This window comes from Thalassomonas sp. RHCl1 (assembly GCF_947387555.1).
Lineage (GTDB): Bacteria > Pseudomonadota > Gammaproteobacteria > Enterobacterales > Alteromonadaceae > Thalassomonas.
The window spans coordinates 257,852-272,353 of record NZ_CANDNZ010000007.1; the positions used below are offsets into that span (position 1 = coordinate 257,852).

The 14,502-nt window shown below is 48.6% G+C and carries 14 protein-coding genes; 6 read left to right on the forward strand and 8 right to left on the reverse strand.

Annotated features, from left to right (window positions below):
* Positions 1-70 precede the first annotated feature (70 nt).
* Positions 71-1,087: an EF-P beta-lysylation protein EpmB gene (epmB, locus tag QL234_RS20135; RefSeq protein WP_281559573.1), complete on the reverse strand. Its 1,017-nt coding sequence runs from the start codon at positions 1,085-1,087 to the stop codon at positions 71-73.
* 35 nt (positions 1,088-1,122) lie between these two features.
* On the opposite strand from epmB, the gene efp reads away from it, so the two are divergent.
* The 5 genes from efp to panP all read left to right on the forward strand — a co-directional run bounded on the left by efp (position 1,123) and on the right by panP (position 6,355).
* Entirely contained in the window at positions 1,123-1,692 is a 570-nt protein-coding gene (gene efp / locus QL234_RS20140; protein ID WP_044835483.1) for an elongation factor P, read from the forward strand.
* A 214-nt stretch (positions 1,693-1,906) separates the two neighbouring features.
* Positions 1,907-2,848 (forward strand): ABC transporter ATP-binding protein, encoded by a 942-nt coding sequence (locus QL234_RS20145; protein ID WP_281559574.1) that lies wholly within the window; start codon positions 1,907-1,909, stop codon positions 2,846-2,848.
* A gap of 1 nt (position 2,849) precedes the next feature.
* On the forward strand, positions 2,850-3,623 hold the full coding sequence (locus QL234_RS20150; protein ID WP_281559575.1) for an ABC transporter permease: 774 nt from the start codon (positions 2,850-2,852) through the stop codon (positions 3,621-3,623).
* Positions 3,623-4,276, forward strand: a complete 654-nt coding sequence (locus QL234_RS20155) for an SAM-dependent methyltransferase (protein ID WP_281559576.1) — start codon at positions 3,623-3,625, stop codon at positions 4,274-4,276. The genes QL234_RS20150 and QL234_RS20155 overlap by 1 nt, the downstream gene beginning before the upstream one ends.
* Before the next feature lie 450 nt (positions 4,277-4,726).
* Entirely contained in the window at positions 4,727-6,355 is a 1,629-nt protein-coding gene (gene panP, locus QL234_RS20160; protein ID WP_044835479.1) for a pyridoxal-dependent aspartate 1-decarboxylase PanP, read from the forward strand.
* A gap of 272 nt (positions 6,356-6,627) precedes the next feature.
* Here panP and panC read toward each other — a convergent pair whose 3' ends face one another.
* The 7 genes from panC to sfsA all read right to left on the reverse strand — a co-directional run bounded on the left by panC (position 6,628) and on the right by sfsA (position 12,990).
* Positions 6,628-7,479 (reverse strand): pantoate--beta-alanine ligase, encoded by an 852-nt coding sequence (panC, locus tag QL234_RS20165; protein WP_281559577.1) that lies wholly within the window; start codon positions 7,477-7,479, stop codon positions 6,628-6,630.
* A gap of 29 nt (positions 7,480-7,508) precedes the next feature.
* On the reverse strand, positions 7,509-8,303 hold the full coding sequence (gene panB / locus QL234_RS20170; RefSeq protein WP_281559578.1) for a 3-methyl-2-oxobutanoate hydroxymethyltransferase: 795 nt from the start codon (positions 8,301-8,303) through the stop codon (positions 7,509-7,511).
* A gap of 62 nt (positions 8,304-8,365) precedes the next feature.
* Positions 8,366-8,890 (reverse strand): 2-amino-4-hydroxy-6-hydroxymethyldihydropteridine diphosphokinase, encoded by a 525-nt coding sequence (folK, locus tag QL234_RS20175; protein ID WP_281559579.1) that lies wholly within the window; start codon positions 8,888-8,890, stop codon positions 8,366-8,368.
* Positions 8,891-8,957: 67 nt separating this feature from the next.
* The gene (pcnB, locus tag QL234_RS20180) at positions 8,958-10,370 is read right to left on the reverse strand and encodes a polynucleotide adenylyltransferase PcnB (RefSeq protein WP_281559580.1); all 1,413 of its coding nucleotides are present in this window, start codon (positions 10,368-10,370) and stop codon (positions 8,958-8,960) included.
* Positions 10,371-10,539: 169 nt separating this feature from the next.
* A complete protein-coding gene (gene gluQRS / locus QL234_RS20185) occupies positions 10,540-11,442 on the reverse strand; it encodes a tRNA glutamyl-Q(34) synthetase GluQRS (protein WP_281559581.1) in 903 nt (300 codons plus the stop codon).
* Positions 11,443-11,456: 14 nt separating this feature from the next.
* On the reverse strand, positions 11,457-11,903 hold the full coding sequence (gene dksA / locus QL234_RS20190) for an RNA polymerase-binding protein DksA (protein ID WP_044835474.1): 447 nt from the start codon (positions 11,901-11,903) through the stop codon (positions 11,457-11,459).
* A gap of 376 nt (positions 11,904-12,279) precedes the next feature.
* Positions 12,280-12,990 carry a DNA/RNA nuclease SfsA gene (sfsA, locus tag QL234_RS20195; RefSeq protein ID WP_281559582.1) on the reverse strand — a complete coding sequence of 237 codons (711 nt, stop codon included), beginning with the start codon at positions 12,988-12,990 and terminating at the stop codon, positions 12,280-12,282.
* Positions 12,991-13,109: 119 nt separating this feature from the next.
* On the opposite strand from sfsA, the gene pepB reads away from it, so the two are divergent.
* Positions 13,110-14,402 carry an aminopeptidase PepB gene (pepB, locus tag QL234_RS20200; protein ID WP_281559583.1) on the forward strand — a complete coding sequence of 431 codons (1,293 nt, stop codon included), beginning with the start codon at positions 13,110-13,112 and terminating at the stop codon, positions 14,400-14,402.
* Positions 14,403-14,502 lie beyond the last annotated feature (100 nt).

The following is a 14,502-nucleotide window of genomic DNA, read 5'->3' on the forward strand; positions in this document are numbered from 1 at the left end:
GGTTTTGTCAGCTTATGTCGCTATTTCCCTGATTGTCCCTTCATTCGGGGCAATGTTCAGCCATTATTTCCTAAGTTAAATTAATCGGTGTTTTGTTGGCTTCGCCGGCTATTTCCCGTACCAGTTTCGGCATCAGGAAACCGGGCAAAACCGCCAGCATTTCATTGACTATTTTGACCGCATCTTCTTCTTTGACATCAAAATGGGCGGCTCCCTGGACGGGATCAAACATATGCAGGTAATAGGGCTGTATGCCGTTATCAAATAACACTTCGCTTAACCGGCATAAAACTTGGCTGTTATCGTTTACCCCTTTAAGTAATACGCTTTGGTTAAACAGCGGAACCCGTGCAGCCCGCAGCGGCTCGACTGCCGAGATAAAGGTTTCATCGACTTCATTGGCGTGGTTGATATGAAAGACAATGGTGGCTTTTAACCGGCTATTGCTAAGTAAGTTCACCAGCATTGGCGTTATCCGCTGCGGGATCACCACAGGTAAGCGGCTGTGCAGGCGCAGGCGTTTTACATGGGGAATGGCTTCAATTCTCTCTATCAGCCAGGCCAGGTGTTCGTCGCTGGCCATTAACGGATCGCCGCCGCTGAAAATGACTTCGCTGATTTCTTTATGCCCGGCGATATAGTCCAGCGCCTGCTGCCAGCGGGCCTTGTTCGGGCTGTTATCGGCGTAAGGAAAGTGTCGGCGGAAACAGTAGCGGCAATTCACCGCGCAGCCGGCTTTGACTATCATCAGCACCCGGTGGCGGTATTTGTGTAATAACCCTTCTGCGACGGTATCATGTTCTTGTAGCGGATCGGTGAGATAACCGTCGCTTAGGTCAAACTCATCCCTTAACGGCATTACCTGTGTTAACAGCGGGTCGTTAATATCGCCTTTTTTCATACGTTTGATAAAAGGCCGGGGGACGCGTACCGGAAATAATTTCCTTGCCTTAAAGTGATCCTGATAGGCCTGTGGGGCAATATCCAGCATTTCCAGTAAGGTTTTTGGATCTGTCACAACATTTGCCAATTCTTTTTGCCAAGAAGTGTGCAATTGTTCGCTGATTTGGGTTATTATCTGCGGCATTTCTAATTTCTATCTCTGCGTTAATTGAGAACATTATGGCTAATTTCAGTACAAACCAATTCAAAGCCGGGCTTAAAATAATGCTTGACGGCGAACCTTGCAACATTCTTGAGAATGAAATCGTTAAACCGGGTAAAGGTCAAGCTTTTAACCGGGTGAAAATTCGCAAATTAATTTCCGGTAAGGTACTGGAAAAAACGTTTAAATCAGGTGAGAGCGTTGAAGGCGCCGATGTGATGGACAGCGAACTGGCATACCTTTATGCCGACGGTGAATTCTGGCACTTTATGAACAATGACACCTTCGAGCAAATCGCTGCCGATGAAAAAGCGGTTGCCGATGCCGAGAAATGGCTGGTGGAAGGTAACGTTTGCACCATTACCCAGTGGAACGGTTCACCTATCTCGGTAACCCCGCCTAACTTTGTTGAGCTGGAAGTCACTGAAACCGATCCGGGCCTTAAAGGCGATACTGCGGGTACCGGTGGCAAGCCTGCAACCTTAAGCACAGGCGCTGTTGTTCGTGTGCCTTTATTTGTGCAAATCGGTGAAGTGGTTAAAGTTGATACCCGCTCCGGCGAATATGTATCACGCGCAGGTAAGTAACTTAAGCTTGTTTTCCGGCTGAGTTCAATCTTGGCCGGGCTGATAAAACCAGCCGTCTTGTTATCCCGATTTTTATCTCGGGGAACAACATTGCTGGTTTTTTTACGTCCTTATTTCAACCGGCAGCTAAGGGTCACAATATATCCGGGTGCCTACTTGAAAAAGGCGAGCCGCCCCCTCATTTAGTAAAGTTCAAATGATTTAGGTATTAAGCATGCAGCACGCGTTAGAAATTTCTCATTTAGAAAAAGTATATAAAGGCGGATTCAAGGCCCTTAAAGGCATAGATTTAACGGTGAAACAAGGGGACTTCTTTGCCTTGTTGGGGCCTAATGGCGCCGGTAAGTCGACCACTATCGGCATTATTTCCTCCCTGGTGAATAAAACTTCGGGTAAGGTCAAGGTCTTCGGGCATGATATCGATAGCGAGCTGGAGCAGGCCAAGAGCTATTTGGGTCTGGTGCCGCAAGAGTTTAATTTCAATCAGTTTGAAAAACTGACCACCATCTTGGTCAACCAGGCGGGTTATTATGGTGTCGAACGCTCCGTGGCTCACCAGCGGGCAGAAAAGTACCTGAAACAGCTGGAGTTATGGGATAAACGCAATGACAGCGCCCGTATGCTCTCCGGCGGCATGAAGCGCCGGCTGATGATCGCCAGGGCCTTGATGCATGAGCCTAAGATATTAATTTTGGATGAACCAACCGCCGGGGTCGATATTGAGCTGCGCCGCTCTATGTGGGATTTCCTGAGGGAAATCAATAAGCAGGGCATCACCATTATTTTAACCACCCATTATCTGGAAGAAGCGGAAATGTTGTGCCGCAATATCGCGATTATCGACAAAGGCACCATAGTGGAAAATACCAATATGAAGGCCTTGCTGGCGAAGCTGGATATGGAAACTTTTGTGCTTGATATTGCCAAAGGCAGTATTTGCGAGCAATTGTCTGATTTCAACAGCCGTATGATAGATGACCATACCCTGGAAGTGGATGTGAAAAAATCCCAAAGTATCAACCAGGTGTTCAGCCAGCTGAGCGAGCAGGGGATTGAAGTTTACAGTATGAGAAATAAAAGCAACCGCCTGGAAGAATTGTTTGTCAGCTTGATTGGCAATGCCCAGGTGAATGGCGCTACCCAGGAGAACAATTAAGATGTCGGCCAAGGTTAACCGTATTGCCTTAAAGAGCATACTTTATAAAGAAATAAACCGCTTTATGCGTATCTGGGTGCAGACCTTAGTGCCGCCTGCGATCACTATCACCTTGTATTTCGTGATTTTTGGCTCGCTGATCGGTTCACGCATCGGGGAAATGGGCGGCTTTGATTACATGTCCTTTATCGTACCCGGCCTGATCATGATGAGTGTGATCACTAACTCTTATTCCAATGTCGCCTCGTCTTTTTTTAGCGCCAAATGGCAGCGTAATGTTGAAGAAATGCTGGTGGCCCCGGTGCCCAACTGGGTGATAGTGGCCGGATATGTCGGCGGCGGTATGGCCCGCGGTATCCTGGTGGGCTTGATCGTCACCCTGGTGTCTTTGTTTTTTGTCGATATCCAGATCCATAACCTGGCGGTGATCATCATTACCGTGTGTTTAACCTCGGCGGTGTTTTCCCTGGGGGGACTGATCAATGCGGTTTTTGCCGGCAGTTTTGATGATATTTCCATTATCCCCACTTTTGTGCTGACGCCGTTAACCTATTTGGGCGGGGTATTTTATTCGATCAGCCTGTTACCGGATTTTTGGCAGGGGGTATCGCAAATCAACCCTATCGTTTATATGGTCAATGCCTTCCGTTATGGTTTCCTGGGTATTACAGATGTTAACCTGACCCTGGCATTTTCCGTACTGGGCGTCTTTATTGTAACTTTATACACCATAGCCATGACCTTGATCACCAAAGGTATAGGATTGAGAAGTTAATGAGTTTCGGAGATTCAAAAGCCATTGTCAGCAATCAGCCGGGGATCCACGAGAACCTGGCGGATATCGTCAACAAGCATTTAAGCCATACCTCGAAAAAACCGTTCCAGCAGCATACCCTGGACGCTTTTGCCGAAATTGATGCCAAGGTTAAGGCCTTTGACGGCGAGGTGATTTTAGACTCCTGCTGCGGTGTCGGGCAAAGTACCCGTATCCTGGCAAAAAATAATCCCGGGGCCCTGGTGATAGGGGTGGATAAATCCGCCCACCGTATCGAGCGTAATGTCGAAGATCTCTGGCAGGCGGACAATTATCATTTGATCCGCGCCGATCTCAACGACTTTTATCGCCTGGTGACTAAGGCGCAGTGGCAAGTGGCCAAGCATTATATTCTTTATCCCAATCCCTGGCCGAAAGCCAAGCATGTGCAGCGCCGCTGGCACGGCACAGCCGTATTCCCGGATATTATCAATATCGGCGAGCAGATCATCCTGCGCAGCAATTGGCGCTTGTATCTGGAAGAATTTCTGTTTGCCGCCGAAATTGCCGGAAAAAGCGGTGACATTAGCGAGGTGACAGATATCGAGCCGTTAACGCCGTTTGAGGCCAAATACCGGGCCAGCGGCCAGCAATGCTGGCAGTTATCTATATAAATGGCATTTAAAGTGGGGATACTGGTAAATTTCCCCACTATTTAGTGTTATCTGCTAATTCAACGTTTAGCGCAAGCCTTAACTTTTTTGTTTATCCAATGTAAATCAATGGTTTAGCTTTGTGGTCTGGATCTTGTTTATGTTCCTGTGAACTTAACAAGAGATAACTATCATGCGCTTAACCATAAGAAAAAATGTTTTTGTCCCGGCTTTATCCTGTGTCGCCTTATCACAGTTTGCTTTGATTTATGTCGCGAGTTCTTTATAGCAGTAACAAGAAAACCAGCCAGCTGGTATGACTTCTTATTAAAAAGAGAAGACTTTTGCTTCATTTTTTATTACAGTGCCGCATTCAAAAGCAATCAGGCTTTTTGCTAAGCAAATAATTAAGTAAATCGCTAACGAGATAGCTGAGTAAATAGCTAGGCAAAATGTAAAGAATGGTAAGGTATGACGACTGGCAAGCGTAAAGCAAAAGCAACTCAAGAGTCTTTGCATCGCATCTTCACAATTCCAGAAGCTCCGGAATCAACCCTGGGTTTGATCGAGAAAGAGATCTCGGAAAACCTGGCGGGTTTTCTTGGCAACCATATTGTTGCGACTGAAAAACCATTAACCGATATCGAGCAGGACTTTGCCTGTTCGCAGATCCCGGAAGAGCCGGAATTTGTTTCGGATCATATGCACCACTTGCTGGATAAGCTGATCTCGCAATCGGTACATACCTCCAGCCCGAGCTTTATCGGCCATATGACTTCGGCCCTGCCGTATTTTATTTTACCCCTGTCCAAGCTGATGGTGGGCCTTAACCAGAACCTGGTGAAGATAGAAACGTCCAAGGCTTTTACCCCGCTGGAGCGTCAGGTGCTGGGTATGATACATCGCCTGGTTTACCGGGATGAAGAAGACTTTTACCAGCGCTGGATGCACAGTGCCAACCACTCCCTGGGTGCCTTTTGTTCAGGCGGCACCGTAGCCAACCTGACCGCCTTGTGGGTGGCGCGTAATAATCTGTTAAAGCCAGACGGCGACTTTAAAGGTATTGCCCGCGAAGGCCTGTTTAAAGCCCTTAAACATTATGACTGCGACGGTTTGGCTATTCTAGTGTCGGAGCGCGGCCATTATTCCCTGAAAAAGTCCGCCGATGTTCTGGGCATAGGCCAGGAAAGTGTGATTGCTATTCCTACCGATGAAGATAACCGCATCGATTGTCAGTTACTGCGCCAGAAGTGCCGGGAGCTGACGGAAAACAACATCAAGATTTTAAGTATTGTCGGCGTGGCAGGCACCACGGAAACCGGCAATATCGATCCGTTAAACGAGATGGCGGATATCGCCGGGGAATACGGCTGTCACTTCCATGTGGATGCCGCCTGGGGTGGGGCAACCTTGCTGTCGGAAAAATACCGTCCTTTGCTTAACGGCATAGAGCGGGCCGACTCTGTCACCATAGACGCTCACAAACAAATGTATGTGCCTATGGGGGCAGGATTGGTGGTCTTTAAAAATCCTTCCTCGGTAACTGCCATCGAGCATCATGCCGAGTATATCCTGCGTAAGGGCTCGAAAGATTTGGGTAGCCATACCCTGGAAGGTTCCCGTCCCGGTATGGCGATGTTAGTGTATGCCAGTTTGCATATTATCAGCCGCCCGGGTTATGAAATGCTGATCAACCAGGGCATAGAAAAAGCTGCTTATTTTGCCGGGATCATTAACCAGCACCCGGAATTTGAACTGATTTCCGAGCCTGAGCTGTGTTTATTGACCTACCGCTATGTTCCTCCCGGGATACAGGAGCTCTTGCGTAATGGCTCACAAGAGCAGCAGCAAGAGATCAATGGCTTATTGGGCAAGCTCACCAAGTTTATCCAGAAACGCCAGCGGGAAAACGGTAAATCGTTTGTTTCCCGTACCCGGATTGAAGTTTCCCGTTACGGCGGTGAGAAAATTCTGGTATTCAGAGTGGTACTGGCCAACCCACTGACCTCTAAAGAAATTTTGCATGATATTTTGCAGGAACAAACCGAGTTGGCCCAGGAAAGTGAGAACTTCTATCCCCAGCTGAAGGCTATGCTGTAAGACTTCTCTAGAAAAACAGGCATTATCGTCATTACTGTTCATCCGTGAACCCGTGACATAGATTACATCCTGTAGCGTCACTCCTGTTCATCCGTGAACCCGTGACATAGATTACATCCTGTAGCGTCACTCCTGTTCATCCATGAACCCGTGACATAGATTACATCCTGTAGCGTCACTCCTGTTCATCCATGAACCCGTGACATACATTACATCCTGTAATTAAAAAGGGGAGCTATAAAGCTCCCCTTTGTCTATTTGCTACTTTAACCTTACTTTACAGAGACTTGTAAATTATCGATCAGCCGGGCTTTACCGCAATGGGCTGCAGCCAGGACAACCAGCTCCTTGTCTGCCGGCTTTGGCCGGGCCAGGGTGCGGGCATGGCGAATATCGATATAGTCGGTATTGAGTCCCGCCAGATTAATTTTTCCTGCGGCCTGCTTGCTCAGGGCTTGAAAATCCTGGTTGCCTTGTTCAAGCTGCTCCCCTAACCATAACAGGGCCTGCCTTAAGGCCGGGGCCATGGCTTTTTCCTGTTCGGTTAAATAACCGTTGCGGGAGCTCATGGCTAAACCCGAGGCTTCGCGTACGGTTTCAACCCCTATGATGCGGATCGGCATCGACAGGTCTTCCACCATGGTTTGAATCACCTGGAGCTGCTGGTAATCTTTTTTCCCGAAACAGGCAACATCCGGTTGTACCAGGTTAAATAACTTGGCCACTATGGTGGCAACGCCGCGAAAGTGCCCGGGACGGCTTTCGCCGCAGCTGCCTTCAGAGACATCCGGTACTTCGATATAGGTTTGCTGATCCAGCCCCTTGGGGTAGATGATGGCCGCGGTCGGGGTAAACAGCAGGTCCGTGCCTGCGGCGATCAGTTTTTGCTGATCTTCGCCTAAGGTTTTTGGATAGCTGTCGATGTCTTCATTGGGGCCGAACTGCATCGGATTGATAAAGATGCTGGCAACCACCTTATCCGCATGTTTACGGGCTTCTTCTACTAAAGCTATATGTCCGGCATGTAAGTTGCCCATGGTCGGCACAAAGGCTATTTTAAGGCCTTGCTGACGCCATTCATTAACCTGTTGGCGCAGCGCGGTAATGTCATTAACTGTTTTCATGTTATTTCTTACTCGCTCGCTTGGACGGCTTACTTAAAAATATGCTCGGGACCGGGGAAGTTGCCTTCGCTTACTTCGCTGATATAAAGCTCGATCGCTTTTTTGATATCACCGGTATCCACCAGGAAATTCCTTGAGAATTTTGGCATATAACTGCAGGAAATGCCTAAGGCATCGTGCATCACCAGGATCTGCCCGTCGGTGTCCTTACCCGCGCCTATGCCGATGGTCGGGATACTTACCGCTTCTGAAATGGCTTTACCCAGTTCGGCAGGAATACATTCCAGTACCAATAACTGCACACCTGCCTGTTCCAGCTCTTTGGCCTGGGCGATCATTTCTTGCGCTTTTTCCTGCTCGCGCCCCTGTACCTTGAAGCCGCCCAGCACATGGACAGATTGCGGCGTTAAACCTAAATGGCCGCATACCGGGATACCGCGCTCTACCAGCGAGGAGATAGTCTCTGCCAACCAGCTGCCGCCTTCCATTTTGATGATATTGGCGCCCGCCTGCATCAACTTAGTGGCGTTGACAAAGGCCTGCTCTTTGGTGGCGTAGCTCATAAAAGGCATATCGCTGATCACTAAGGTTTCTTCTACCCCTTTGCTGACACAGCGGGTGTGATAGGCCATATCTTCTATGGTTACCGGTACGGTATCATTTTCTCCCTGCAAAACCATGCCGAGGGAGTCACCGATTAAAATGGCATGGATGCCTGCCTGATCAAAGATCTTGGCAAAACTGGCATCGTAAGCGGTAATGGTGGAAATCTTCTCCCCCTGCTCTTTCATTTTTAATAAGCGGGATGTTGTTATTTTCGCCATAATTTTTCCGTTAAAGCTCTTTTCCGTTAAAAATAAGTATCGTCAGCACTTTCTATCAGTTCTTAGCCGAGTTTGCTGTGTATTTTCAGACCGTTAGGGTTAATGTTCTTGCTTAGTTCCAGCACGGACTCACCACAGGGGAGTACCAGTGAAGGGGCAACTTCTGCCAGCGGCAAGAGCACAAATTCCCGCTCTTTCATCCCGTAATGGGGCACAGTCAGGCGTTCGTTATCGATAGTTTCCTGGTCAAACAGCAGGATATCGAGATCCAGTACCCGGGCACCCCAACGGTTGTCTTTGCGTATCCGTCCGGCTTTGTTTTCTATGTCTTGCAGGGCATCGAGTAAGGCCAGCGGAGCTAACCTTGTTGTTAATGCCAGCACCGCATTCATATAATCCGGCTGATCTTGTGGTCCCATGGGTTTACTGAAATATAGGGAAGATATCCGGATAATACTTGAATCTGCTATGCCCGCTATGGCAATAACTGCCTGGCGGATCTGCTGCTCAGGATCAGACAGGTTACTGCCTAATCCTATGTAGGCAGTATGCTTTTCGGTGTTAACCTGAGGGTTGTCTGTACTCATGTTCTTGATCGGGTCAATTATTAAGCTAAAAGTTTAAGCCAAAAGTCTACGCCGAAGTGGCGGATTATCAGACGCTGTTTTTCTCAGAGCTTGCCTTATCGGCACTCTGAGCACCGGGCTTTTTCCGCTTGCGGGTGGATCTGCGGCCCCCAGGGCGGTTACCGGCAACCGCTTTGATCATTTGCTGCTGGGTTTCCGGGTGGGCGGACTGAAAATCTGTCCACCATTTGGCCAGCTCCTGAGCCGGTCCGCCTTCTATCTCGCCGCGCAGCAACAGGAAGTCGTATCCGGCCCTGAATTTCGGATGCTCGAAACTTTTATAGGCGCGTTTGCCGTCACGGCGCGCCAGTTTGTCCTGTAAAATCCAGATATCTTTCATCACCAGCTGGAAGCGTTTCGGAATTGAAATGCTGCGTTGCTGCTCGGAGATCAGCTCGTTATAGGCGGCAAAAAAGGCATCTTGCGGCGTTAACTGACTGGCGGCATTCAACCTCTGGATACGTGCCTGCAGCGGGTACCATAACATGGCTGCCAGCAAGAAGGCGGGGGTGACCCTCTGGTTATTGTTGATGCGCAAATCGGTATTTTTTAATGCCAGGCGGATAAAATCATTTAAATGGATGTTCTCTTCATGCTCCAGGTTTTGCTCCACCACAGGGAAGAAATATTGAAACAGGCCGTAATCCCTTAGCATATCAAAATTTGCCCGGGCTTTGCCGGACAGAAAAAGCTTATTGAATTCTTCAAACATCCTGGCGGCGGGAATATTGGCCAGCAGCGGGGCCAACTCAGCGATAGGCGCCTGGGTTTCTTCACTGATGGTCATATCCAGCTTAGTGGCAAAACGGATTGCCCTGAGCATGCGCACCGGATCTTCGCGGTAGCGGGTTTCGGGATCGCCGATCAACCGGATAATGCGGTTGTGGACGTCTTCAACGCCATTGGCAAAATCATAGACTTTAAAATCGGTGACCGAGTAATACAGGGCGTTAATGGAAAAGTCGCGGCGCTCGGCGTCTTCTTCAATCGAGCCGTAAATATTGTCGCGCAGCAGCATGCCGTGCTCGCTCTGCTTGGAGATTTTCTGGTTGCCTTTGGCCTTTTCCTGGTTGTTGTTGTCATGGTGTCCGCGGAAAGTGGCGACTTCGATAACATCGCGGCCAAACACGATATGGGCTAAGCGAAAACGGCGGCCGATAAGGCGGCAGTTGCGAAACAGCTCTTTAATCTGCTCCGGGGTGGCATTGGTGGCGATATCAAAATCTTTCGGTTCCAGTCCCAAAATAATATCCCTGACGCCGCCGCCCACCAGATAAGCGTCATAACCGCCTTTATTGAGGCGATAAAGTACCTTTAAAGCATTGGTGCTGATATGTTTTCGGGAAACAGGGTGTTGATCACGTGTTAAAACTACCGGGTTGGAAAATGTTGCTTTCTTTTCCGTTTTGTTGGTTTTTCGTCCCAGAACTTTTTTACACAAATTAATCACGCTTTTGATAATTTTTGACCTCGAGGTTATGCGCATTTTCGCTAGAAATTATCGCGCAATGATATAACAGCACAGGGCAAAAGAGAATGAAAAAACCGCACTATTTAGTGATCTTTGCCGAATTTACCCGCTTCTTTGCGCAGAATGATTTTTTCCCGGTTTACTCAGGCAAGATGATTTGCTGTTTTCTCGGGACTTTATCCAGGTTCCAGTGCTTGATGGCCCAGGTGATGACTTCTTCAACTGAAGCATCAACCAGCTCAGCTGGCGGCTCCTGGCCAAGGAAAGTTAATGCGGCGATCAGTGCCGGTTGCGGGTGCCGGTTATCTATCGCAGGCGCCTTGTTTTGCTTGCTCAGTTTATAACCTTCATTGGTCACGGCTAAGGGAACGTGGCCATATTGGGGACTTGGCTGCTCGAGGATATGATAAAAGCTTAATTGTCTCGCCGTGGGTTCGAGTAAATCACAGCCGCGGATAACATGGCTGATCCCCTGGCAAATATCGTCTACGACAACCGCCAGTTGATAGGCAAACAGGCCGTCTTTGCGCAGCAGGATAAAGTCTTCCCGGGCAAGTGCCGGATCGCAGCTGATTGCTCCCTGAAAGATGTCCTGGTATTGATAATGTCCGACAGAATTGATCAAGCGGATGGCACTGTTGGCTGCCGGATGTTCCCGGGATTTGCAGATACCCGGATAAATACCGCCTGCGGTCTTGATTTCAGCCCGGGTACATTGGCAAAAATAACTGAGTTTTTGCTGCTTGAGATAGTCGAGCACATCCAGGTAAATCTGGGTTTGGTTGCTCTGGTAAAGCACTTCTTCATCCCAGTGTAAGCCGAATGCTTCCAGGGTGGATAAAATGGCTGAACTGGCGCCTGCCTGCTCCCTGGGGGGATCGATATCTTCAATACGCACCAGCCATTTTCCCTGGCAGCTTTTGGCATGCAGATAACTGGCTAAGGCCGATATTAACGAGCCAAAGTGTAATAGCCCTGAAGGGGATGGAGCAAAGCGACCACGATAACCTGGCTGTGGTCGCTGGGGGAGGGGTAATACCATAGATGAACCGGGTATTAACCTGCCATCTGGCGCTCTTTGATTTCCTGTAAGGTTTTACATTCAATACAAAGGTCGGCAGTCGGACGCGCTTCAAGGCGACGGATACCGATTTCGATGCCACAAGACTTACAGAAACCGAATTCATCTTCTTCGATTAACTGTAACGTTTTCTCAATTTTTTTGATCAACTTACGTTCACGATCCCGGGTGCGTAGTTCCAGGCTGAATTCTTCTTCCTGGGCTGCGCGATCGACAGGGTCGGGGAAGTTGGCCGCTTCATCTTGCATATGCGTTACTGTGCGATCAACTTCTTCTCTGAGTTGAACACGCCAAGCATCGAGAATTTTTTTAAAATGCTCCAGTTGCTCAACGTTCATGTATTCTTCGTCAGGCTTTTCCTGATACGGCTCAACGCCGGCTAATGCTAGGATGCCTAAGGCTTTATTTTTACTGTTTGGCATGCTGAATCTCCTAATGCTACATAGACCAAAGTGACCTTAATTTAGCTGGTAAAGCGCACTCTATTGCGGATACCGGTTAAAAACCACGTGGTTGCAATTGCCAATATTAAATAGACCATTGGTATCTGGCCTATATTGTGCCGACGTAAATAAATATCAAGGCTTAATTGCAAAAAAAACCATATTCATTATAAATCAATCTTTTATAAATATGTAAAATCACACATTATCAAGATTAATTTTGCCGGCGCTGTTAACTGTTTTGAGGGCTGTTTTTATCAGCTCTCGCAATCAGGCTTTCTATTGAGACCTTTCTATCAATGATTGACACCGTCAGTCAAATATAATTCCACTATAGTACCATAAAAATTTACTGTTACGGCTTAAAATCAAGGGGCTGAGATAAGCTGATCTCGGTCACTTTATCTCCCAGGGTAAAGCTGGCCTTATAGGCCAGGACTTCTACTCCGGCTTCGATGGCTTCTGCCAATAACCGGCCATAAAGCGGATCTACATGGTCGGCGGCTTTTACCGAGTGAATACCGCTGTGCAATACCGCAAAAAATAATACCGCTCTTTTACCTTGTTGCGCCAGTTCGGTTAATTCCCTCAGGTGCTTTTGCCCCCGGGTGGTCACGGCATCGGGAAAATAGCCCTGGCCATCGCTGAGCAGGGTGACGCTCTTTACTTCGATATAGGTATCGGCTTTTTCGGGGGAGGACAGGTAAAAATCGATTTTACTGTTCTCATTGCCGTATTTGACTTCCCGTTTTAGCTCATCGTAACCGGTCAGTTCGGCTATTTTTCCCGACTCAAGGGCTTCTTCCACCAGCTGGTTGGCGCGTATGGTATTGACGCAAATGATATCTTGCGCCTGAGTTTGCGATAACTCCCAGCTAAAGGGATATTTGCGTTTCGGGTTGTCCGACTGGCTGTACCAGACGGTATTACCGGGATCGGCACATCCTGTCATCGCGCCGGTATTGGCGCAATGTATGGTGGTTTGCTCGCCGTCGGGGAATTCTATATCCGCTAAAAAGCGTTTATAACGTTTTAATAAGGTTGCGCTTTGTAAGGCTAATTGCATAGGGTTATTTTGTTGGCAATACAGAAAAAGCTATAAATATCATTTTTATGACTAAAATTGCAAAAAAACGCCGTGATTAAGATAGACTAAGGCAGATAACGCCCAGTGAAGGAAGAATAATGACTAAAACAACCAATATCATATTAACCAATACCCCGGTGTCAGAAGGCTGGCAGGCGGATAATCCGGTACAGATTTTTAAGAATGAAATTCATATTTGTCTTAAGGAAGGCCAGGAGTTGTCGTTAAGGGACATCCAAAAGGCCGGGCGCAAAATTGAAGGTTTGGGCATAGATACCGCTAAATTAACCGGCGATCTATGGACAGAGCAAAGCCAGTGGGCATTTGCTATGGGCTTTACCTGTGTCGGTAAACTCACCAATGTTGAGTTTACCGGAGATAAGGCTGAGCAGCTGGCGGATAAACTGGCTATTTTTGCCTGGAGCCGGGATCTGACCAACCAGACGCCGTCGCAGTTATACCCGTTGAAACTGGCAGAGCTGGCGGCGGAATACATTAAAGCTCAGGCCCCTGAGCATGTATCGGTGGAAACCATCTCCGGGGAAGATCTGGAGCAACAAGGCTGGACCGGGATTTATAATGTCGGTAAAGGCAGCATCAATCCCCCTTGTTTGATGATCCTTGATTATAACCCTACCGGCGACAGTCAGGCCCCGGTTGCGGCCAGTTTGGTGGGTAAAGGCATCACCTTTGACAGTGGCGGTTACAGCATAAAACCCAGTGCCGGCATGTTTGACATGAAATGTGACATGGGCGGTGCGGCCGTTGTTGCCGGCGCTTTGGCGCTGGCCATCAACCAGGGGCTGGATAAAAGAGTGAAGCTCTTTTTATGTTGCGCCGAGAACATGGTCAGTAGCCATGCCTATAAACTCGGTGATATTTTAACCTATAAAAACGGCCTGACGGTGGAAGTGGCCAATACTGATGCCGAGGGCCGTTTAGTGCTGGCGGATGGTTTACTGGCGGCGGCAGAAGCCGGCAGCGGCCTGATCATCAATGCGGCAACCCTGACCGGGGCGGCGATGATGGCCACCGGCGGTGATTACACCGCATTATTCGGTTTAGATGCCGACTTGATGGAGCAAACCAAAGCCGAAGCCGTAAAAGCGAATGAGCCGGTGTGGCAGTTGCCTTTAGAGCGCTGGCATCAGGATAAATGTAGTTCGGTATTTGCCGATACCGCCAACAGCCGCACCCAAAAAGGCGGTGGTGCCGGTGGCGCCAGCAATGCCGCGGGCTTCCTGGCGCGTTTTGTGCCTAACGAAGGCAAAGGCTGGTTGCATATGGATTTAGCTGCCGCCTATAACGGCAGTGCTAATAGTCTGTGGGCTGCCGGCGGCACAGGCCAGGGCATCGCGACCATTGCAGCCTTGATTTGCGATAAAGCATAAGGTTTTGCTGCGCTCAATGCAGAGCTTGCCGGTTCCCGGCGATCTCTGCATGGGTGAACACATGGACTAGTTCAAATGAGCGCCGTTGGCTGCTGCTATT

Bases quoted from the DNA above. Each gene is read 5' to 3' on its own strand.
- epmB (WP_281559573.1), bottom strand. From the start codon at position 1,087: ATGCCGCAGATAATAACCCAAATCAGCGAACAATTGCACACTTCTTGG.
- efp (WP_044835483.1), top strand. From the start codon at position 1,123: ATGGCTAATTTCAGTACAAACCAATTCAAAGCCGGGCTTAAAATAATG.
- QL234_RS20145 (WP_281559574.1), top strand. From the start codon at position 1,907: ATGCAGCACGCGTTAGAAATTTCTCATTTAGAAAAAGTATATAAAGGC.
- QL234_RS20150 (WP_281559575.1), top strand. From the start codon at position 2,850: ATGTCGGCCAAGGTTAACCGTATTGCCTTAAAGAGCATACTTTATAAA.
- QL234_RS20155 (WP_281559576.1), top strand. From the start codon at position 3,623: ATGAGTTTCGGAGATTCAAAAGCCATTGTCAGCAATCAGCCGGGGATC.
- panP (WP_044835479.1), top strand. From the start codon at position 4,727: ATGACGACTGGCAAGCGTAAAGCAAAAGCAACTCAAGAGTCTTTGCAT.
- panC (WP_281559577.1), bottom strand. From the start codon at position 7,479: ATGAAAACAGTTAATGACATTACCGCGCTGCGCCAACAGGTTAATGAA.
- panB (WP_281559578.1), bottom strand. From the start codon at position 8,303: ATGGCGAAAATAACAACATCCCGCTTATTAAAAATGAAAGAGCAGGGG.
- folK (WP_281559579.1), bottom strand. From the start codon at position 8,890: ATGAGTACAGACAACCCTCAGGTTAACACCGAAAAGCATACTGCCTAC.
- gluQRS (WP_281559581.1), bottom strand. From the start codon at position 11,442: ATGGTATTACCCCTCCCCCAGCGACCACAGCCAGGTTATCGTGGTCGC.
- dksA (WP_044835474.1), bottom strand. From the start codon at position 11,903: ATGCCAAACAGTAAAAATAAAGCCTTAGGCATCCTAGCATTAGCCGGC.
- sfsA (WP_281559582.1), bottom strand. From the start codon at position 12,990: ATGCAATTAGCCTTACAAAGCGCAACCTTATTAAAACGTTATAAACGC.
- pepB (WP_281559583.1), top strand. From the start codon at position 13,110: ATGACTAAAACAACCAATATCATATTAACCAATACCCCGGTGTCAGAA.